The sequence below is a fragment of the Streptomyces sp. NPDC057543 genome (assembly GCF_042801895.1).
Classification (GTDB): Bacteria; Actinomycetota; Actinomycetes; order Streptomycetales; family Streptomycetaceae; genus Streptomyces.
This window is the reverse complement of record NZ_JBHVFF010000177.1, coordinates 1-17,690: the sequence shown is the minus strand read 5'-3', so window position 1 is coordinate 17,690 and position 17,690 is coordinate 1. Positions and strand designations below refer to the sequence as shown.

Sequence of the window (17,690 nt, the reverse complement as noted above, 5' to 3'; positions counted from 1 at the left end):
GGCCCACACCACGAGGGACTGGCCGCGGCCCGCGTCACCGGCGACGAAGACCCCGCCGTTCTCGACTCGGGCCGCCCGCGCGGCCGAGCCCTCCGGGACCGCCCCTTCAGCCGTTTCAGCTGATTTCGCTGTCGCAGCGGCGAAGGCGGCATCCCGGGCGAAGTTTCCCCGGTCGTCCAGCGTGAGTCCGAGCTGCCGCATGAGGCCGGTGTCGCGTTCGGGACCGAAGAAGCCGAGGGCGAGCAGGACGAGATCCGCCGGCAGCACCTGCTCCGTCTCCAACAGCGGCCTTCTGCCCTCGGGCTCCACTTCGGCCAGGCGCAGCGCGCGCACATGGCCGGTCCGGTCGCCTTCGAAGCGGAGGGTGGCGGAGGAGAACAGTCTCGGATCCCCGCCGTCCCGCCCCCGGGCCTCCTCGTGGGCGTGGGATATCCGATAGACCTTCGGGTACACGGGCCAGGGCTCGGTGTCCCGTCGGGCGGCACCGGGCTCCGGGTTGATGTCGAGCTGTACTGCGGAGGCCGCACCCTGGCGCAGGACGGTGCCCAGGCAGTCCGATCCGGTGTCTCCGCCGCCGATGATCACCACGTGTCTGCCCTCGGCGGTGACGACCGGCACGTCGCGGTCGCCCTCCACGACCCGGTTGGCCAGGGTCAGGTACTCCATGGCCTGGTGGATGCCGTACAGCTCGCGGCCCGGGACGGGCAGCTCCCGTCGCCCGGTGGCTCCGACGGCGACGACGAGCGCGTCGTACCGGTCCGCAAGCTCGGCGGCGTCGAGATCGCCACCGACGTCCACGCCCGTACGGAACTTGGTGCCCTCCGCCCGCATCTGCTCGATGCGGCGGTCGAGGTGGCACTTCTCCAGCTTGAAGGCGGGGATGCCGTAGCGCAGCAGTCCACCGATGCGGTCGGCACGCTCATATACGGCGACGGTGTGTCCGGCGCGGGTGAGTTGTTGCGCTGCCGCCAGTCCCGCCGGGCCCGAACCGATGACGGCGACGGTCTTCCCGCTGAGCCGCTCGGGCGGCTGCGGCGTGGTGTACCCGCGCGCCCAGCTCTCGTCGGCGATCGCCTGCTCGACATTCTTGATCGTCACCGGATCGGCGTTGATGGTGAGCACGCAGGCGTCCTCGCACGGCGCCGGGCACAACCGCCCGGTGAACTCGGGGAAGTTGTTCGTCGCGTGCAGCCGCTCGGCCGCTGCCCACCAGTCGCCCTTCCTCGCGTACGCGTTCCACTCGGGGATGAGGTTTCCCAGCGGGCAGCCGCTGTGACAGAACGGTATGCCGCAGTCCATGCACCGCCCGGCCTGCTGGGACACGAGCGGAAGCCGGGCCTGGCCCGCGTAGACCTCGTTCCAGTCGCTCAGCCGTTCCTGGACCGGGCGCGCCGGGACGGGCCGGCGGGGGGTCCTGAGGAAGCCGTGGGGGTCGGTCATGACCGCCTCCGTCGCTGACTCGCGGTGCACAGGCGTTACGGCCAGACTACGCCCGCAACCACCCCTCGTTCCTGGCCGGGCCACCGGCCGAACGACGCGATACGCTCGTTTTTGTAGGCACGCGTTCCGACCACGGAGGCGGCCATGAGCGAGTACGACGAGTACCCGACGCCGTCACAGGCAGAGGGCGAGCGGCTGGACGAGGACATGAATCCGGCCGAGGAGCGGCACCCCGCCACGATGCGGACCCAGCCGTCGCAGGCCGAGGGTGAGCGCCGAGCGGAGGATACCGAGAGCTGAAAGAGGCGGCTGCTGTACGGCGGCGGCTCGTTGCCGGTTCGTACCGTGGCGAGTTCCACACGTACAGCCGCCGTGTACGGCGCCTCCGGGGAGGCTGCGCCCGGCGAGCCCGCGCAACAGGTATCCGGATATGGGGGCGTACCTGTGTCCGTACGCGTGTCCGTAGTCGAAGGAGGTCCGCCCGGTATGGATTCGGACCGCGCCGGCCGGTTGGTGTCGGCGCTTCGTGACCGCAATGTGATGGCCCACCTCGTGGAGGCGGGTGTCTACGAGTTCGGGATCCGGGTCGTCCTCGACGAGGGGATCGAGGCGCTGTGGGACGTCGACGGGGCCTCCGGTCTCGACGCGGAGATCGTCAGCGACGGGGTGCTCATCGGCTTCGTACCTCATGTGCCCGGCTCGGAGAGCTTCACCGAAGAGCAGCTCGTGGAGAGCATCGCGACGACGCGGTACTCGACGGAGGGGCTGCGTCCGCCCAGCGGCGCTGCTGCCCCGGCCGCACCCCCGGCCGCCGAGGCCGCGCCCCTCGACGAACCCAAGCCGTCGCCCACTGCTCCGGTCACCCCGCCCGTTGCCCGCTACCAGCGCCGGGCCCACTGGATCCGGCGGGGCAAGGAGGGCCATGCCCGGCACTGACCGGGCGCCCGCCGCATCGCCCGGCACGCCGGGGCGATGCGGCTCGGGACGGGGTGGGTCCCGCAGGCCTGCTGGTCCTCGCGCCCCCGTCAGACGCCCGCGGCCCGCGCCGTCTCGTACACCTCGGTCGCCACGTCGATCAGCTCCGCGGCGTCGCGCGTCGTGCCCTGCAGGTCAAGCATGATCTCCGGTACGCCCGTCGCGGCGTGTGCCACCAGGTCCTCGACGATCTGCGCCACGCTCCCGTGGAAGGGCTGCCGGTCCGCACCCTCGAACGGCTTGGCGGTGTACCGCGCGTTGGCACGGGCGCAGACGTCGATCGGACGCTCCCGGCCACGCTCGGCAGCCACGTCCCGTACCCGCTGCCACTGCTCGGTCAGCTGGGCGGCGCCCATGGCCACGGGCATCCAGCCGTCCGCCCGGTCCACCAGACGGCGGGTGGCGCGCGCGCTGTTCGCGGGCAGGTAGACCGGGATGGGGCGCACCGGCTTCGGGCCGACCTCGGACGGGGCAATGGTGGTCAGCTCACCCTCGTACGAGACGGGGTCCGGGCCCCAGACGGCCGCGCACACGTCCAGCAGCTCGTCCAGAACCGCGCCGCGCTTCTCGAAGGGCGCGACGGAAGCGGCCGCGTACTCGTCCAGGGACCATCCCGTGCCGAGGCCCGCGATCACTCGTCCACCGCTCGCGACATCGAGCGAGGCGAGCGACCGGGCCAGCTGGAACGGCACGTGCAACGGCGCGACCAGGACGCTGGTGCCCAGCCGCGCCCGGCCGGTGGCCGCGGCGGCCAGCGCGAGCGTGACCAGCGGGTCGGCGACGCTGCGGTACTGATCGGGCCACGGCAGCCCCGGTACGCCGTACAGCCCCTGGGTGGCCGGCTCGGGAAACAGGACACGCTCGAATACCCAGAGGCTCGCGAATCCGGTCTCCTCCGCCGCGCGGGCCACGGGGGCCACATCGCGGCCGATGTCGTACTGCTTCATCTGCGGGAGTCCGAGACCGAGTGGGATCGGCATGAATGCGCTCCTTCATGATGGCTGCGGAACAACTACCTCAGAACACTTACGTCTTTCCCACCCCATGGCCGTCGAAAGACACGGCGTGCAGGGCCTCGCCGTCGTCGTCCCCCACGCTCGCGCCGTCGGCCGGTGACCGGGCCGTGCGTGTCAGCCCGCGAAGGCCGGGCTCGGCATGCCCGGGCCCGCGTCCGGGAGGACCAGGAGCGATCCCGACAGCGGGTGCGGCCGGCCCGGGCCGGTGCGGGCCGTGGTGACGTAGAGATCGCGCAGGCCGGGGCCGCCGAAGGCGCAGGCGGTGGGCCGGCGGACCGGGAGCCGGACGGTGCGGTCCAGGTCGCCTCGCGGGGTGTAGCGGCGCAGCGCAGCGCCGTCCCAGAGTGCGACCCATACGCAGCCGTCGGCGTCGACGGTGAGACCGTCGGGGAAGCCCGCTCCTTCTTCGACGGTCGCCAGCGGTCGTCTGTCGAGGAGGCGCGGGCCGTCGACGCGGCAGACGTCGATACGGCGGGTGGGGCTGTCGATGTAGTACATGAGCGAGCCGTCGGGAGACCAGCCGGTGCCGTTGCTGACCGCCACCGCGTCGAGGATCTCGGTGACGCTGCCGTCGGGGGCGATACGGGACAGGGTGCCGCCGCCCGGCTGCTCGTCGTACCGCATGGTGCCCGCCCACAGGGCTCCGTCGGGGGCGACGGCCGCGTCGTTGCCGCGGCGGCCGGCCACCGGGTCGTGCACGAGCCAGGAGAACGCCCCGTCCGCGGCGTACAGGCCGATGCCGTCCCTGAGGTTGACCACCAGGCCGCCGCCCGCGCGGGGTTTCGCCGCCCCGACGTGCTGTCCGGTGGCCATGACCGTGCGGCGGCCACTCGCCGGGTCGTAGGTGTGGACCCGGCAGCCGAGGATGTCCACCCAGGTCAGGCGTCCGGTCGCCGGGTCCCAGGTGGGGCCCTCGCCGAGGGCGGCCCGCTCCCGGACGGCGACCTCGGGCCTCATCGGGCGCCGCGGTGGCCGAGACGTGCGGAGAGGGCGGCGGCGCCCTTGGCGGCCAGCTCGGCGAGTTCGGCCTCGCCCTCCTCGCTCCAGCGGATCATGGGCACGGAGATGGACAGGGCGGCGACGACGCGGCCCGTGCGGTCGCGGACCGGCGCGGCGACGCAGCTCACGTCCGGGTTGGACTCGCGGTGTTCGAAGGCGATGCCGCGGGCGCGGATGTCGGCGAGGGCGGCCCGCAGCTCGCCGGGATCAGTGATGCTGTTCCGGGTCATCGCGACCAGTTCGCCCTCTTCCTCGATGCGGGCGTCCAGTTCCTCGACCGGCAGCGAGGCGAGCAGCATCTTGCCCACGGAGGTGCAGTGGGCCGGGAGCCTGCGGCCCGCGGCCGAGACCATGCGGACCGCGTGGATCGAGTCGACCTTGGCGATGTAGATGACGTCGAGATCTTCGAGGATCGCGACGTGCACCGTCTCGTCGCAGGTCTCGGCGACCTCGCGGGCCACCTCGTTGCCCTCGGCTGCGATGTCGAGCTGTTCCGCGTATCGGCTGCCGAGCTGGTAGGCGCGCACACCGAGGCGGTAGCGGCCCGGCCGGCCCGGGACCGTCACGAGGTAGGTGCGGGCCGCGAGCGTGGTGATCAGTTCGTGCACCGTCGTACGCGGCAGCTGGAGTCTGCGGGTGATCTCGGGGGCGGAAAGGGTTCCGTCGCCTTCCAGGAACAGCTCGAGTATGTCCAGCGCCCTGGTCACCGCGGGGACGAGACGTCCCATTTCCTTCACCCACCCCTGGTCGTTCGCCGTCGGTTGCCGTCCGTTGCCGTCGTTCGGTATTTCGGTCAGCGGCCGGTATCGCGAACACAGGCTAAACACAGTCGCGTTCGCCGGGCAACGGTCCCTGCGGAATCGGCCGGCGCGCGACCCATTGACACCTTCCGCGGAGCCTGTTTACGGTCACGCCACCCATCTCGAACATGTGACGAAATCTCGAACAGACCCTAGAGGAAACCGCCTTGCGCATCACGGGAATCACCACCCATGTCGTCGGGACCCCCTGGCGCAATCTCACCTACGTACTTGTCCACACCGACGAGGGCCTCACCGGTGTCGGCGAGACCCGGATGCTCGGCCGCACGGACGCCCTGGTCGGTTATCTCCGGGAGGCCGAGGCCAACCACATCGCCGGGTCCGATCCGTTCGCCGTCGAGGATCTCGTGCGGCGCATGAAGTACGGCGACTACGGACGGGCCGGCGAAATCGTCATGTCCGGCATCGCGGTCGTCGAGATGGCCTGCTGGGACATCAAGGGCAAGGCGCTCGGGGTGCCCGTGTGGCAGCTGCTCGGCGGCAAGGTGACCGACCGGGTCAAGGCGTACGCCAACGGCTGGTACACCACCGAGCGCACCCCGGAGGCCTATCACGACGCGGCCAAGGAGGTCGTGGCACGCGGCTACCGGGCCCTGAAGATAGACCCGTTCGGGACCGGGCACTTCGAGCTGGACCACGAGCGGACCCGGTACGCCGTCTCGCTGATCGAGGCGGTGCGCGACGCGATCGGGCCGGAGGCCGAGCTGATGCTGGAGATGCACGGCCGCTTCAGCCCGGCAACGGCGGTGCGGCTCGCCCGCGAGATGGCGCCGTTCCGCCCGGCCTGGCTGGAGGAGCCGGTGCCGCCGGAGAACCTCAAGGCGCTGGCGAAGGTCGCGGAGCGGGTGGACCTGCCGGTCGCGACCGGGGAGCGCATCCACGACCGGATCGAGTTCCGCGAGCTGTTCGAGTCGCAGGCCGCCGACATCATCCAGCCCGACCTCGGCCACATCGGCGGCATCCTGGAGACCCGCAAACTGGCGGCGACCGCCGAGACCCACTACATGCTGGTCGCCCCGCACAACGTCGGCGGCTCGGTGCTGACGGCCGCTTCTCTCCAACTGGCCGCTTGCACACCGAACTTCAAGATTCTTGAGCACTTCAACGACTTCGCGGACGCGGAGATCAAGAACGTGGTCGGGGGCGCGCCGCAGGTGGACCCGGAGACGGGGTGCTTCGAGATCTCGCACGCTCCCGGCCTCGGGGTCGAGTTCGATGTCGACGCCGCGGCCGAATTCCCCCAGCAGCGGGCCCGGTTCGATCTGTGGGCCGAGAACTGGGAGCAGAGGAAGCCCGAGTGAGCCGCGCGATCGTCATCGACCGCCCCGGCAGCCACCGCCTGGTCGACACAGCCGTGCCGGAGCCGGGGCCCGGCGAGGTCCGGGTGCGGGTGGCCGCGGCCGGGATCTGCATGAGTGACCGCGAGGTCTACGACGGCCACCGCGACCTCGCCTACGTCCACTATCCCGTGGTGCCCGGCCACGAGTGGGCGGGCACGGTGGAGGCGGTGGGCGAGGGCGTGGACGCGGCGCTCGTCGGCCGCAAGACCGTCGCCGAGGGATTCCGGTCCTGCGGTGTCTGCGCGCGCTGCCGGTACGGGGAGACCAGCCTGTGCACCGGTGGATACGCCGAGACGGGGTTCACCGAGCCGGGCGCGTTCGCCGACCATCTCCTCGTACCCGTACGCCTGTTGCATCCGCTGCACGACGCGGCCGATCTGCGGGCCGCCGCGCTGATCGAGCCCGCGGCGGTGGTCACGGCCGCCGTACGGGCCGGGCGACCCCGGCCCGGTGAGCGCGTCGCCGTGCTCGGCGCAGGCACTCTCGGGCTGCTCGCGGTGCAGTTGCTCGCCGCTACGTCGCCCGCCGAGCTCACGGTGATCGACCCCCGTGCCACACGCGCCGAGCAGGCGGTCCGGTTCGGCGCGACCGAGCACCTGACGCCTGAACAGACCGCAGGAAAAGGCGATTTCGACCTGGTGGTGGAGACCGCGGGCGCACCGTCGACCGCCGCCGACGCCTGCCTCCTCGCCCGCAGGGGCGGCCGGGTCGTGCTCACCGGAATGTTCGCGCCCGGCGCGAGGGGGATCGATCCGGTGCATCTCGCACTGAGCCAGTTGGAGATCCGCTCCGTCTTCGGCGCACCCTCCTCGGCCTGGTCCGAGGCGGTACGCGCCTTCGGTCTCGGGCTGATCTCGCCCGCCCCGCTCATCACCCACACGTTCCCGCTGGAACGGTTCGCCGATGCCATGGCCCTGGTGGGCGACGGCGACCCGGCGACCGGAAAGGTGCTGCTGCACCCCTAGTGCCCTTCCCGGCAAGCTTTGCCCCGTCGCATGCGTACCGGCACCCGCAGTACGTATGCGTACCCGCGCACCACCCCTGGTACCCACGGCGGTACTCGTCCGCTCGACAGCCCTGTACCACCGCACATCACCTCATCCGAATGACGTCCGAAATATCGAACATGGGAGTCACGTGACCGCCCCCTCTTCCCCCCGACGCCCCGGCGGCGACGCGCTCGCCCGCGTCGGCCATCCCACGCCCGCCGTCGAACCGGCCGATGCCTCGGCGCACACCTTTCCCGACGGCGGCACGTGGCGCACGGAGATCCCTTCGGTGGAGGGGCCCGAGGCGCTGAGCGTCGTACTCGCGGAGAGCGCCCGTCAGGACGTGCCGGTGCACCGCATCAGTCAGGGCAGCGGCGTCTGGATGCTCACCGACAGCGAGATCACCGAGATGGTGGAGTCCTGCGCCGAGCGGGACATCGAGCTGTGCCTGTTCACCGGACCGCGCGGCACCTGGGACATCGGCGGATCCACGCGCACCGGTTCCGGTGGTGCGGGGCTGCGCGCCCGGGGACACGACGCGCTCGCCGGATGCGTGGAAGACGCTCTGCGCGCATCGGAGTTGGGCGTCACCTGCCTGCTCGTCGCTGACGAGGGGGTGCTGTGGACCCTGCATCGGATGCGGCTGGCCGGGCTGCTGCCCGCCGGCACCACGCTGAAACTGTCCGCGCTCAGCGGCCCGGTCAACCCGGCCTCGTACGCGGTGTACGAGCAGCTCGGCGCCGACTCCCTCAACGTGCCCTCCGACCTGACGCTGGATCATCTGTCCGAGATCCGCAGGGTCAGTGCCGCCCCGATGGACATGTACGTCGAGGCGCCCGACGACCTGGGCGGCTACGTACGCATGTACGAGGTCGCCGAGCTGATCCGGCGCGGCGCCCCGATCTATCTGAAGTTCGGCCTGAGCAACGCGTCCGGGATCTACCCGTACGGTGCCCAACTGCGCGACCACACCCTGGCGACCGCCCGCGAGCGCGTCCGGCGCGGGCGGCTCGTCCTCGACCTGCTCGCCCGGCACGGCGCGGACGGCGGCATGTCGCCGCTCGGCTCCCGGCTGCCGGGAGACCTGAGGCGTTTCCCCGTCCCGGAAGGCAATTGATCCATGACCGACCGCACCCGCATACGCCACACCCGCCTCGCCGCCGTCTGCACGGCCGCCGCCCTGCTCACCGTCTCCCTCACCGCCTGCGGCCAGGAGGCCAGAGGCGGCAGCCGTTACCGCGCCGATGACGGCACGAGCGGCACCATCGGCCTGGCCATGCCCACCAAGGCCTCCGAGCGTTGGATCGCCGACGGCCGGAACATGGCCGAGCAATTCCGGAAGGCCGGGTACAAGACCGATCTGCAGTACGGCGACGACAAGGTGGAGAACCAGGTCGCCCAGATCGAGAACATGATCACAAAGGGGCGCCGACTCCTGGTGGTCGCCGCCATCGACGGCTCAGCCCTCACCGACGTCCTGGCCCGCGCCCACGACGCGGGCATCCCCGTGATCTCGTACGACCGCCTCATCATGGGCACCGAGAACGTCGACTACTACGCGTCCTTCGACAACGAGCGCGTCGGGGAGCTCCAGGGCCAGTACATCGTCGACAAACTGAAGCTCGGCAAGCCGGACAAGGCCGCCGGGCAGACGTTCAACATCGAGCTGTTCGCGGGCTCACCCGACGACAACAACACCAAGTACTTCTGGACCGGCGCCCTCAAGGTTCTGGAGCCCTACCTGGCCAGCGGGCAGCTCGTCGTGCGCAGCAAGCAGACGCAGCTGAGCCAGGCCACGACGCTGCGCTGGGACGGCGGCACCGCGCAGAAGCGGATGGACGACCTGATCAGCAAGAATTACGGCGACCAGAAGGTCGACGCAGTCCTGTCGCCGTACGACGGCATCTCGATCGGCATCATCTCCGCGCTCAAGAGCGCCGGATACAGCGGCAAGGACCTGCCGATCGTCACCGGACAGGACGCGGAGCTGGCCTCGGTGAAATCCATCATCCGGGGCGAGCAGCGGCAGACCGTCTTCAAGGACACCCGCAAACTCGCCGCGCAGGCCGTGCGGATGGGCGACGCGGTCCTCCACGGCAGAAAGCCGGAGGTCAACAACACCGAGGACTACGACAACGGCAAGAAGACCGTGCCCTCCTACCTGCTCAAGCCGGTCAGTATCGACAGGAACAACACCGATCTCCTCGTGAGCGAGGGGCACTTCACGGCTGGACAGCTCAAGTGACGCGGCCCGTACTGGAGATGCGCTCCATCACGAAGACGTTTCCGGGCGTCAAGGCGCTCACCGAGGTGAACCTGACGGTACGGCCCGGAGAGATCCATGCCATCTGCGGTGAGAACGGCGCGGGCAAGTCGACCCTGATGAAGGTCCTCAGCGGCGTGCATCCGCACGGCAGTTACGAGGGCGAGATCCGGTTCGAGGGCGAGCCGGTGGCCTTCAAGGACATCCAGGCCAGCGAGCGGCACGGCATCGTGATCATCCACCAGGAGCTGACCCTGGTCCCGTATCTCTCCATCGCCGAGAACATCTTCCTCGGCAACGAGCGGACCTCGGCCCGGGGCGTGATCGACTGGAACGACACCTACCGCCGGGCGGGCGCACTGCTCAAGCGGGTGGGTCTGCGCGAGAAGCCGCAAACGCCGGTCGCGGACATCGGCGTCGGGAAACAGCAACTGGTGGAGATCGCCAAGGCCCTGTCCAAGGAGGTGAAGCTGCTCATCCTCGACGAGCCCACGGCCGCGCTCAACGACGAGGACAGCGCCCAGCTGCTCGGCCTGATCCTGGAGCTGCGCGAGCAGGGCGTGGCGAGCATCATCATCTCGCACAAGCTGAACGAGATCCGCGAGGTCGCCGACTCGGTGACCATCCTGCGCGACGGGCAGACGATCGAAACGTTGACGGTACGTGAAACTCTTTCAGCCACACCCGAGTTGTCCGAGGAGCGCATCATCCGCGGCATGGTCGGCCGCGACCTGGACCACCGCTTCCCCGACCGCACTCGCTACACCGGCGAGGACACCGAAGCCCTGGCCGTCGCCGGCTGGACGGTCCGCCATCCCGTCGACCATCAGCGCACGGTGGTCGACGACGTGTCCCTGACCGTACGCCGCGGCGAGATCGTCGGCATCGCGGGCCTGATGGGCGCCGGCCGCACCGAGCTCGCCATGTCCGTCTTCGGCCGCTCCTACGGCCACTACGTCGGCGGCACGGTTTCGGTCGGCGGGCGCGAGGTGGTCACCAGGACGGTGTCCGCGGCGATCGGCGCCGGGATCGCGTACGTCACGGAGGACCGCAAGCGGTACGGCCTGAACCTCATCGACACCATCGGCCGCAACATCTCCCTGGCCTCGCTGCCGGGCATGCGCGGGCGTGGCGTCGGCGGCATCGGCGCAGTGGTGGACGAGCATCTGGAACGGCAGGTCGCCGAGCGCTACCGCACCTCGATGAACATCAAGGCCCCCTCGGTCTTCGAGCGGGTCGGGCGCCTGTCCGGCGGCAATCAGCAGAAGGTCGTCCTGAGCAAGTGGATCCATGCCGACCCCGAGGTGCTGATCCTCGACGAACCGACCCGCCGCATCGACGTGGGCGCGAAGTACGAGATCTACACCGTCATCGATCGGCTCGCGGCCGACGGAAAGGCCGTGTTGTTCATCTCGTCCGAGCTGCCGGAGCTGCTCGGGATGTGCGACCGGATCTACACGATGGCCGAGGGCCGGCTGACCGGTGAGGTCGCCCGCGCGGACTGCACCCAGGAACTCCTGATGCGCCTGATGACACGCGACACGACGACGAACAGAAGCTGAGGCCCCGCCATGACCACTACGACCACTCCCCCCAGGGGCGCGTCCCCGACACCGTCCGAACGGCTCTCGACAGGCGCTCTGCTCCTGCGATCGGTGCGCGCCAACATGCGTCAGTACGGCATGCTCGTCGCCCTGGCGTTCATCGTTCTGCTCTTCCAGATCTGGACCGACGGCACCCTGCTGCTGCCGAACAACGTGTCCAATCTGATCCAGCAGAACGGCTACATCCTCATTCTGGCCATGGGCATGATGATCGTCATCATCGCGGGCCATATCGACCTGTCCGTCGGCTCGTTGGTCGCCTTCGTCGGGGCCATGGCAGCGGTGATGATGGTCAAGGGGGACATGCCCTGGGTACTCGCGCTCGTCCTGTCGCTGCTCATCGGCGCGGTCGCGGGCGCGTGGCAGGGCTTCTTCATCGCGTACGTCGGCATTCCCTCGTTCATCGTGACGCTGGCCGGCATGCTGCTGTTCCGCGGCCTGACGCAGATCGTCCTGGAGGGCCAGTCGCTCGCGCCCTTCCCGGACGGTTTCCAGAACATCGCCAAGGGCTTCATCCCCGAAATGGGCCCGTACACGCAGTACCACAACCCGACGCTCGTCCTCGGTCTGGTCGCGATCGTCTTCCTGCTGCTGCGCGAGTGGCGCGACCGCAGGCGTCAGCTCGCCTACGACCTCGACACCCTTCCGCAGGGTCTGTGGGTGGCCAAGTGCGTGGCGATGACGGCCGCCGTGGTGGCGTTCACGCTGACCCTGGCCAGCTTCCACGGCGTGCCGGTCGTGATGCTCATCATGTGCGCCCTGCTGCTCCTGCTCGGCTACGTGATGCGCAATGCCGTGGTCGGGCGGCATGTGTACGCGCTCGGCGGGAACAAGGCCGCCGCGCAGCTGTCCGGCGTCAAGGACAAGCACGTCACCTTCCTGGTCTTCGTCAACATGGGCGTCCTGGCGGCGCTCGCGGGCTGTGTGTACGCGGCACGTCTGAACGCGGGCACTCCGCAGGCGGGTCTCAACTTCGAACTGGAGGCGATCGCCGCCTCGTTCATCGGCGGCGCGTCGATGAGCGGCGGCGTCGGCACGGTGATGGGCGCGGTCATCGGCGGCCTGGTGCTCGGCGTCCTAAACAACGGCATGTCGCTCGTCGGGATCGGCACCGACTACCAGCAGGTCATCAAGGGCCTCGTCCTGCTCGCGGCGGTCGGATTCGACGTGTGGAACAAGCGCAAGATCGGCCGCTGACGCAAGGCTTCGGCGGAGCTCCCCGGCGGCGGGGCCGACGAGCACGGCGCCGCCGCCGGTCCGGTGGCGGAGGTGGTACGTGGTCGCGGGCCGGTCGGTTCAGACCGCTCGCGCCAGGGCCTGCAGGGGGAGGACTCCCGCGCCGGAGAACACTCCGCGGGCCGCACTGACGCGCCGATCGCGCACCGGACCCGGCGCGGTCAGGCGGTCCAGGGCGCGGACCAGCGCCCGGGGGTCCGTCGCGTAATCGGTGAGACCGTGCTCCGCCATCCGGCGTACACCCTCCTTGCCGTGGCCCGGAATGGCCCGGTAGCCGACCACCGGAACTCCGGCGGCCATGGCTTCGAGTGCCGTTTGGCCTGCGGCGTTGTCGATGAGCGCGCGGGAGGCGTTCATGAGGCCCGGCATGTCGTCGACCCAGCCCGCCGCGCGTACATGCGCGAGGCGTGACAGGTCCCGGCGCAACCGGGTGTTCGTACCACAGAGCACGACCGGCACGTATCCCGCCGCGGCCACCAGGCGCGCGGTCCCGGCCACACGCGATCCGGCCCCCCAGGCGCCCGTCGAGATCAGCACGGGCGACCGGCCCGGCGAATCGAGGCGTCGCCGCCAGTCCGCCGCCGTCGGCGCCGGGGCGTGGAACCGGGGTGCCACCATGGCGCCGGACACGACCGCCGGACGCCGTACCGCTCGCCGTACCCGATGTGCGAGATCGGACGTGAGGCACAGATGGAGATCGTTGCCCGGGTGCAGCCACTGGCGGTGAACGGCGAAGTCGGTGATGACGACGGCGCTCGGGATCGTGAGCGCGCCACGGGCGCGGAGTCCGCCGGTGAGCTGGGCGGCGAGGTGGAAGACCGGGACGACCACGTCCGGCCGCTGTCGTGCGACGAGGTCGAGCAGCCGTTGCTGCGCGAGGGTCGCCAACGGGGAACTGCCGGGCCGGGGGCCGCCGCCGGTCCGGAAGAAGGCCGCATACAGCGCGGAATAGACCACGGGCGTGCGGCAGACGGCCGTCCGGTAGAAGGAGCGCAGTCCGCGGCCGATTCCCGCGGGCAGCAGGTCGAGGACATCGACCGTCGTCGTCCGCCCTCCCCCGGCCTCCAGTCTGCGGGCCAGTTCGGCGGCCACCACGTGGTGGCCGGAGCCCATACCGGCGCTCAGGATCAGGAAGCGTCCTGGCGCCGCGTTCATCGGCCGTACGCTCCGGGGACTCCCTGCTCGCCGTCCGGCGCGGGGCCGTTCCGACGGGACTTCCACCGGTAGCAGCGGGAGCCCACCGGGCGGCGGAGCGGTCCACACGGGTCCGGTAGCTCAGTCGGACGAGCGGCAGGCACGTGATCACCTCTGAGGTCGGCAGCCCTCGGAGTATCCGTCGGGACGGGCGCGGAACCCGGTACTTCCGTCCTGTCGGTGCGTTCGGTGCAGTGAGGTATGGCCTTCAACGGTTTTACGGGAGCCCACTCGGGCTACCCCTAACCAGACCCGACACCGCAATGCCCGCGTCCGCGGTCTCCGAGGGGCGGGCCACCGTGCCGCACAGTACTGAGACAGGGAGAGGCCATGCCACGTGTTCCGTGCATCGCTCACCGCGGCGTGCCGGGTGGCGACGCGTCGGACGGTCACGACGTCCGGGCCGGAGTGGCCCTGGTGACGGGGGCCTCCTCGGGTATCGGGGCCGCGGTGGCACAGCGGATCACCGCCGAAGGCGGCTGGCGGCTTCTGGTGAGCGGGCGCGACCGGCAGCGGCTCGACGGTATCGCGGCGGCGACGTGCTCGACGCCGCTGTACGCGGACCTGATGTCGCTCGACAGCACGGAGAAGCTGGTCGAGGAAGCCTTGGACGCCGCCGGCCGGGTGGACCTGCTCGTCGCGGCGGCAGGGGTCGGCTGGGCGGGCTCCTTCCACGCGATGCCGGCTGCCGCCGCCGACCGGGTCCTCACCGTGGATCTGGTTTCCGTCGTCCATCTGGTACGGCTGCTGCTGCCCCACATGCTCGCGGCGGGGCGCGGACACATCATGCTGATCGGATCGGTGGCGGGATCCACCGGTGTCCGCGGTGAGGCGGTCTATTCGGCGGCGAAGGCTGCCCTTGCCGCCTTCGCGGACGCTCTGCGCTACGAATTGAAGGGAACCGGTGTGCGCATCACACATATGGTCCCCGGTGTGGTGGACACGCCGTTCTTCGAGCGCCGAGGGATGCCGTACGCCCGTTCGTGGCCCCGGCCGATGACGCCGGAACGCGTCGCCGACGCGGTCTGGGAGGCCTTCACCGCGGACCGCGAGGAGGTGTACGTCCCCGGCTGGCTGCGCTTGCCGGGGTGTGTGCGCTCCGTGGCCCCCGGGCTCTATCACCGGCTCGCGGCCCGCTTCGGCTGATCGGCGACATGAACGTCCTCGCCGTGGATCTGGCGCTGTGGGCGACCCTCGCCAATGGCGCGGCATCGGTGCTGCAGCGGCGCGCCGCCATGGAACAGACGGAGTCCGAGGCGGTGGGCGGCAGGCCGGCGGTGTGGCAGGGGATGCGCGCTCTGGCGCGGCTGGTGCGCCGTCCCCTCTGGCCGGCCGGTGTGACGGCGCTCGGGCTGTCCGCCGTCCCGCAGGCGGGGGCGCCGACAGCCGGCAGCCTGTCGGTGGTTCAGCCGCTGATGGCGAGCGAGCTCCTCTTCACACTGCGTGCCGGGACCCTGGCCGCTTCCCAGCCGGCGCTCACGCTCGGAGACGCGCTGGTGAGCGTGGTGCTGGGGAAGGTGCTGTCCGGCGAGCGGATCGCGCTGGTCGATCAACTGCCGCCGGCCCCGACGAGTGCGTGCCTGGTGGCTGCAGGCACGGTGGGCCTGTCGCTCTCCCCGGCGGTCGCGGGTCACTGGGATGCCACGAGAACGACCAAGCACAGCCGGCCCGACCGACTGCCGACGGCCGCTGACGACGAAGGGACAGAAGCCCGTTGAACCCCCGGCACAGCAGGATCCCCATGGCGCTCCGTGCCCCACTGACCGTGTCGGCGCTTGTGCTGACCGCTCATGTCGCCCCGGCCGGCACATGGCTGCCGGGGCTGCGCCGGACGTGCTTTCCCTCCCTGGCCGGCCTCGGCCATTCCAGGCATGTCGCCCTGACCTTCGATGACGGCCCGGACCCCCGCTCCACCCCGCTCTTCCTCGACGCGCTGGACCGGCTGTCCACCCGCGCCACCTTCTTCGTGCTCGGGGACAGTCTGCTGCGCCATCCGGAACTCGGCCGTGACATCGCCCGCCGCGGGCACGAACTCGCCGTTCACGGTTGGACACACAGCCGCCCATGGCTTCCCGCCCCCGGCCGGGACCTGCGCGAGGTCACCCGTGCCGCCGAAGCGGTGCGAAGGGTCTCGGGCGTCCGGCCGTTGTGGTACCGGCCGCCGTACGGAATCCTGACCGGCGGCCGGTGGACCGCCGCCCTGGCCTGCGGGCTGCGACCGGTGCTGTGGTCGGCCTGGGGGCGGGAATGGGCGAAGAACGCGACGCCCGACGGGGTCCTGACGACCGTACGCAGGGGGCTGCGCGGCGGCGGGACGGTCCTCCTGCACGATGCCGATCAGTCGGCATCGTGCCAGTGGCGGCCGGTACTCGCGACACTGCCGGAACTGATCAACGGCTTGCGGACGGCCGGGCTGGCCGTCGGCCCGCTCGCCGACCACGGCCTTGCGCCGGTCCGGCGGACGGGTTGAGTGCGCCGGACCCGACGGATGGACCTCATGGCCGCCCTTCCTCCTGCCCCGGACGCAAGAACCACTGGCACGCCGCGGCCGCGACGTCTTCCAAGGCACCGGGCTCCTCGAACAAATGTGTTGCGCCGGGAATCACGTGGAGCCGGTGCGGCACACGCAGTTGCTCGGCCGCCTCCCGGTTCAGCATCAGTACGTGCCCGTCGTCGCCGCCCACGATGAGCAGTACAGGGGATCGCACCCGGCTCAGCGCCTCAGCCGCCAGGTCGGGACGGCCGCCACGCGACACGACGGACTGGACACGGCCGGGCCGCTCGGCCGCCGCCACCAGGGCCGCGGCGGCCCCGGTGCTCGCGCCGAAGAGCCCGAGAGGCAGCTCCGCCGTGGCCGGCCGGCCGCCGAGCCAGTCCACCGCGGACACCAGGCGTCGCCCGAGCAGGCCGATGTCGAAGCGGTACTGCCCCGACACGGCGTCCAACCGCTCCTCCTGCTCGGTCAGCAGGTCCAGCAGCAGCGTGCCCAACCCCGCCTCCCGCAGGGACGCGGCCACGGCCCTGTTGCGCGGGCTGTGGCGCGAGCTGCCGCTGCCGTGGGCGAAGAGCACCACCCCCGCGGCCTGCTCGGGAATCACCAGGTCGCCGACGATGGCCGAACCGTCAACAGGTATGGAAACCGCTTCGGAAACCGATTGGGATTTCACCACTGTCATCGTCTCCTTCCCGGGGTACGCCACGGTGCGGCCGGCCCGCGCACGGAGCGGGATCGTCGGCGTCCACGGTGCGACGTCATACGCTCCCCCGCACGTCCGGGTCCGTGTTCCCACGGTCGCGCGAGCCGTCGCCGCAGGCCACCCTGGAGTCATGGCGACACCACCGATCACCATCCACGCGCCGACGCCGTCCGGCGGCCGGCTGGTGACCGTGCACATCAACAGCCGCGACGAGAAGCTCGGCATGGCACACAGCGATCAGGACCTCGTCGTGTTCCTCGCCGACGCCGGGCTGGCGAATCCGGAGCTGATCCTCAACAACCCCGCCGTGGTCCAGTGGCAGGGCGCCGCAGCGCATCGCTACGAGAGCGCCTGACCCACCGCGAGCGTCAACGCCCGAGCGGGCGCACCCTGGGGGCATGGGTGCTCCGATCGTCGTGCACCGCCCGGCACCGGGCACGGGCGGCCGGGCGGTCACCATCAACGGTGGTCTCGCCGGCCTCGCGCACAGCGACCGCGACCTGATCGATTTCCTGCGGCAGGCCGGGGTCTACGACGCCGAGCACCTACTCGACGATCCGACCTGGATCGAATGGCGCGACGGCCGGGCCCACTGCTACGAGGCGCAATGATCGGC

Annotated in this window: 19 protein-coding genes; 13 read left to right on the top strand and 6 right to left on the bottom strand. The window is 70.8% G+C overall.

What is annotated here, in order from left to right:
- Nucleotides 1-1,440 (bottom strand): glutamate synthase subunit beta (locus ACFU8Q_RS26355; RefSeq protein WP_384458084.1); only part of this gene is annotated, 1,440 nt, incomplete at its 3' end.
- Nucleotides 1,441-1,584: 144 nt separating this feature from the next.
- Here ACFU8Q_RS26355 and ACFU8Q_RS26350 point away from each other — a divergent pair.
- Entirely contained in the window at nucleotides 1,585-1,740 is a 156-nt protein-coding gene (locus ACFU8Q_RS26350; protein WP_384458082.1) for a hypothetical protein, read from the top strand.
- A 186-nt stretch (nucleotides 1,741-1,926) separates the two neighbouring features.
- Entirely contained in the window at nucleotides 1,927-2,376 is a 450-nt protein-coding gene (locus tag ACFU8Q_RS26345; RefSeq protein ID WP_384458080.1) for a hypothetical protein, read from the top strand.
- An 89-nt stretch (nucleotides 2,377-2,465) separates the two neighbouring features.
- On the opposite strand, the gene ACFU8Q_RS26340 is transcribed toward ACFU8Q_RS26345, so the two are convergent.
- The 3 genes from ACFU8Q_RS26340 to ACFU8Q_RS26330 all read right to left on the bottom strand — a co-directional run bounded on the left by ACFU8Q_RS26340 (nucleotide 2,466) and on the right by ACFU8Q_RS26330 (nucleotide 5,158).
- Nucleotides 2,466-3,395, bottom strand: coding sequence for a TIGR03619 family F420-dependent LLM class oxidoreductase (locus tag ACFU8Q_RS26340; RefSeq protein WP_384458078.1), 930 nt, complete (start codon nucleotides 3,393-3,395; stop codon nucleotides 2,466-2,468).
- A gap of 150 nt (nucleotides 3,396-3,545) precedes the next feature.
- Nucleotides 3,546-4,388, bottom strand: coding sequence for an SMP-30/gluconolactonase/LRE family protein (locus ACFU8Q_RS26335; RefSeq protein WP_384458076.1), 843 nt, complete (start codon nucleotides 4,386-4,388; stop codon nucleotides 3,546-3,548).
- A complete protein-coding gene (locus tag ACFU8Q_RS26330; RefSeq protein WP_384458074.1) occupies nucleotides 4,385-5,158 on the bottom strand; it encodes an IclR family transcriptional regulator in 774 nt (257 codons plus the stop codon). Before ACFU8Q_RS26330 ends, ACFU8Q_RS26335 begins: the two co-directional genes overlap by 4 nt.
- Nucleotides 5,159-5,397: 239 nt before the next feature.
- Here ACFU8Q_RS26330 and ACFU8Q_RS26325 point away from each other — a divergent pair, with 239 nt between their 5' ends.
- The 6 genes from ACFU8Q_RS26325 to mmsB all read left to right on the top strand — a co-directional run bounded on the left by ACFU8Q_RS26325 (nucleotide 5,398) and on the right by mmsB (nucleotide 12,644).
- Nucleotides 5,398-6,552 carry a mandelate racemase/muconate lactonizing enzyme family protein gene (locus ACFU8Q_RS26325; RefSeq protein ID WP_384458072.1) on the top strand — a complete coding sequence of 385 codons (1,155 nt, stop codon included), beginning with the start codon at nucleotides 5,398-5,400 and terminating at the stop codon, nucleotides 6,550-6,552.
- Nucleotides 6,549-7,556 (top strand): zinc-binding dehydrogenase, encoded by a 1,008-nt coding sequence (locus ACFU8Q_RS26320; RefSeq protein ID WP_384458070.1) that lies wholly within the window; start codon nucleotides 6,549-6,551, stop codon nucleotides 7,554-7,556. Before ACFU8Q_RS26325 ends, ACFU8Q_RS26320 begins: the two co-directional genes overlap by 4 nt.
- Nucleotides 7,557-7,728: 172 nt before the next feature.
- The gene (locus ACFU8Q_RS26315; protein ID WP_384458068.1) at nucleotides 7,729-8,697 is read left to right on the top strand and encodes a hypothetical protein; all 969 of its coding nucleotides are present in this window, start codon (nucleotides 7,729-7,731) and stop codon (nucleotides 8,695-8,697) included.
- A 3-nt stretch (nucleotides 8,698-8,700) separates the two neighbouring features.
- Entirely contained in the window at nucleotides 8,701-9,825 is a 1,125-nt protein-coding gene (gene chvE / locus ACFU8Q_RS26310) for a multiple monosaccharide ABC transporter substrate-binding protein (protein WP_384458066.1), read from the top strand.
- 17 nt (nucleotides 9,826-9,842) lie between these two features.
- Entirely contained in the window at nucleotides 9,843-11,405 is a 1,563-nt protein-coding gene (gene mmsA, locus ACFU8Q_RS26305; RefSeq protein ID WP_384458086.1) for a multiple monosaccharide ABC transporter ATP-binding protein, read from the top strand.
- Between the two features lie 9 nt (nucleotides 11,406-11,414).
- The gene (mmsB, locus tag ACFU8Q_RS26300) at nucleotides 11,415-12,644 is read left to right on the top strand and encodes a multiple monosaccharide ABC transporter permease (protein ID WP_384458064.1); all 1,230 of its coding nucleotides are present in this window, start codon (nucleotides 11,415-11,417) and stop codon (nucleotides 12,642-12,644) included.
- Between the two features lie 99 nt (nucleotides 12,645-12,743).
- Here mmsB and ACFU8Q_RS26295 read toward each other — a convergent pair whose 3' ends face one another.
- Entirely contained in the window at nucleotides 12,744-13,838 is a 1,095-nt protein-coding gene (locus ACFU8Q_RS26295) for a glycosyltransferase (protein WP_384458062.1), read from the bottom strand.
- A gap of 369 nt (nucleotides 13,839-14,207) precedes the next feature.
- Between ACFU8Q_RS26295 and ACFU8Q_RS26290 the strand changes: the two genes are divergently transcribed.
- From ACFU8Q_RS26290 to ACFU8Q_RS26280, 3 genes are read left to right on the top strand one after another with little or no spacing between them, the layout of a single operon-like run.
- On the top strand, nucleotides 14,208-15,023 hold the full coding sequence (locus ACFU8Q_RS26290) for an SDR family NAD(P)-dependent oxidoreductase (protein WP_384458060.1): 816 nt from the start codon (nucleotides 14,208-14,210) through the stop codon (nucleotides 15,021-15,023).
- 8 nt (nucleotides 15,024-15,031) lie between these two features.
- Entirely contained in the window at nucleotides 15,032-15,595 is a 564-nt protein-coding gene (locus tag ACFU8Q_RS26285) for a hypothetical protein (protein WP_384458058.1), read from the top strand.
- A 23-nt stretch (nucleotides 15,596-15,618) separates the two neighbouring features.
- Complete coding sequence (locus tag ACFU8Q_RS26280) at nucleotides 15,619-16,347, top strand: polysaccharide deacetylase family protein (RefSeq protein ID WP_384458056.1); 729 nt, start codon at nucleotides 15,619-15,621, stop codon at nucleotides 16,345-16,347.
- A 25-nt stretch (nucleotides 16,348-16,372) separates the two neighbouring features.
- Here the strand turns inward: ACFU8Q_RS26280 and ACFU8Q_RS26275 are convergent, their stop codons facing one another.
- The gene (locus ACFU8Q_RS26275) at nucleotides 16,373-17,044 is read right to left on the bottom strand and encodes a dienelactone hydrolase family protein (protein ID WP_384458054.1); all 672 of its coding nucleotides are present in this window, start codon (nucleotides 17,042-17,044) and stop codon (nucleotides 16,373-16,375) included.
- Nucleotides 17,045-17,204: 160 nt separating this feature from the next.
- Between ACFU8Q_RS26275 and ACFU8Q_RS26270 the strand changes: the two genes are divergently transcribed.
- Together ACFU8Q_RS26270 and ACFU8Q_RS26265 are read left to right on the top strand one after the other, a co-directional pair.
- Complete coding sequence (locus ACFU8Q_RS26270) at nucleotides 17,205-17,429, top strand: hypothetical protein (RefSeq protein ID WP_384458052.1); 225 nt, start codon at nucleotides 17,205-17,207, stop codon at nucleotides 17,427-17,429.
- A gap of 43 nt (nucleotides 17,430-17,472) precedes the next feature.
- Entirely contained in the window at nucleotides 17,473-17,685 is a 213-nt protein-coding gene (locus ACFU8Q_RS26265; protein WP_384458050.1) for a hypothetical protein, read from the top strand.
- Nucleotides 17,686-17,690 lie beyond the last annotated feature (5 nt).

Bases quoted from the DNA above. Each gene is read 5' to 3' on its own strand.
- ACFU8Q_RS26285 (WP_384458058.1), top strand. From the start codon at position 15,032: ATGAACGTCCTCGCCGTGGATCTGGCGCTGTGGGCGACCCTCGCCAAT.
- ACFU8Q_RS26295 (WP_384458062.1), bottom strand. From the start codon at position 13,838: ATGAACGCGGCGCCAGGACGCTTCCTGATCCTGAGCGCCGGTATGGGC.
- ACFU8Q_RS26280 (WP_384458056.1), top strand. From the start codon at position 15,619: ATGGCGCTCCGTGCCCCACTGACCGTGTCGGCGCTTGTGCTGACCGCT.
- mmsA (WP_384458086.1), top strand. From the start codon at position 9,843: ATGCGCTCCATCACGAAGACGTTTCCGGGCGTCAAGGCGCTCACCGAG.
- ACFU8Q_RS26265 (WP_384458050.1), top strand. From the start codon at position 17,473: ATGGGTGCTCCGATCGTCGTGCACCGCCCGGCACCGGGCACGGGCGGC.
- ACFU8Q_RS26345 (WP_384458080.1), top strand. From the start codon at position 1,927: ATGGATTCGGACCGCGCCGGCCGGTTGGTGTCGGCGCTTCGTGACCGC.
- ACFU8Q_RS26350 (WP_384458082.1), top strand. From the start codon at position 1,585: ATGAGCGAGTACGACGAGTACCCGACGCCGTCACAGGCAGAGGGCGAG.
- ACFU8Q_RS26335 (WP_384458076.1), bottom strand. From the start codon at position 4,388: ATGAGGCCCGAGGTCGCCGTCCGGGAGCGGGCCGCCCTCGGCGAGGGC.
- ACFU8Q_RS26340 (WP_384458078.1), bottom strand. From the start codon at position 3,395: ATGCCGATCCCACTCGGTCTCGGACTCCCGCAGATGAAGCAGTACGAC.
- ACFU8Q_RS26330 (WP_384458074.1), bottom strand. From the start codon at position 5,158: ATGGGACGTCTCGTCCCCGCGGTGACCAGGGCGCTGGACATACTCGAG.
- ACFU8Q_RS26270 (WP_384458052.1), top strand. From the start codon at position 17,205: ATGGCGACACCACCGATCACCATCCACGCGCCGACGCCGTCCGGCGGC.
- mmsB (WP_384458064.1), top strand. From the start codon at position 11,415: ATGACCACTACGACCACTCCCCCCAGGGGCGCGTCCCCGACACCGTCC.
- ACFU8Q_RS26290 (WP_384458060.1), top strand. From the start codon at position 14,208: ATGCCACGTGTTCCGTGCATCGCTCACCGCGGCGTGCCGGGTGGCGAC.
- chvE (WP_384458066.1), top strand. From the start codon at position 8,701: ATGACCGACCGCACCCGCATACGCCACACCCGCCTCGCCGCCGTCTGC.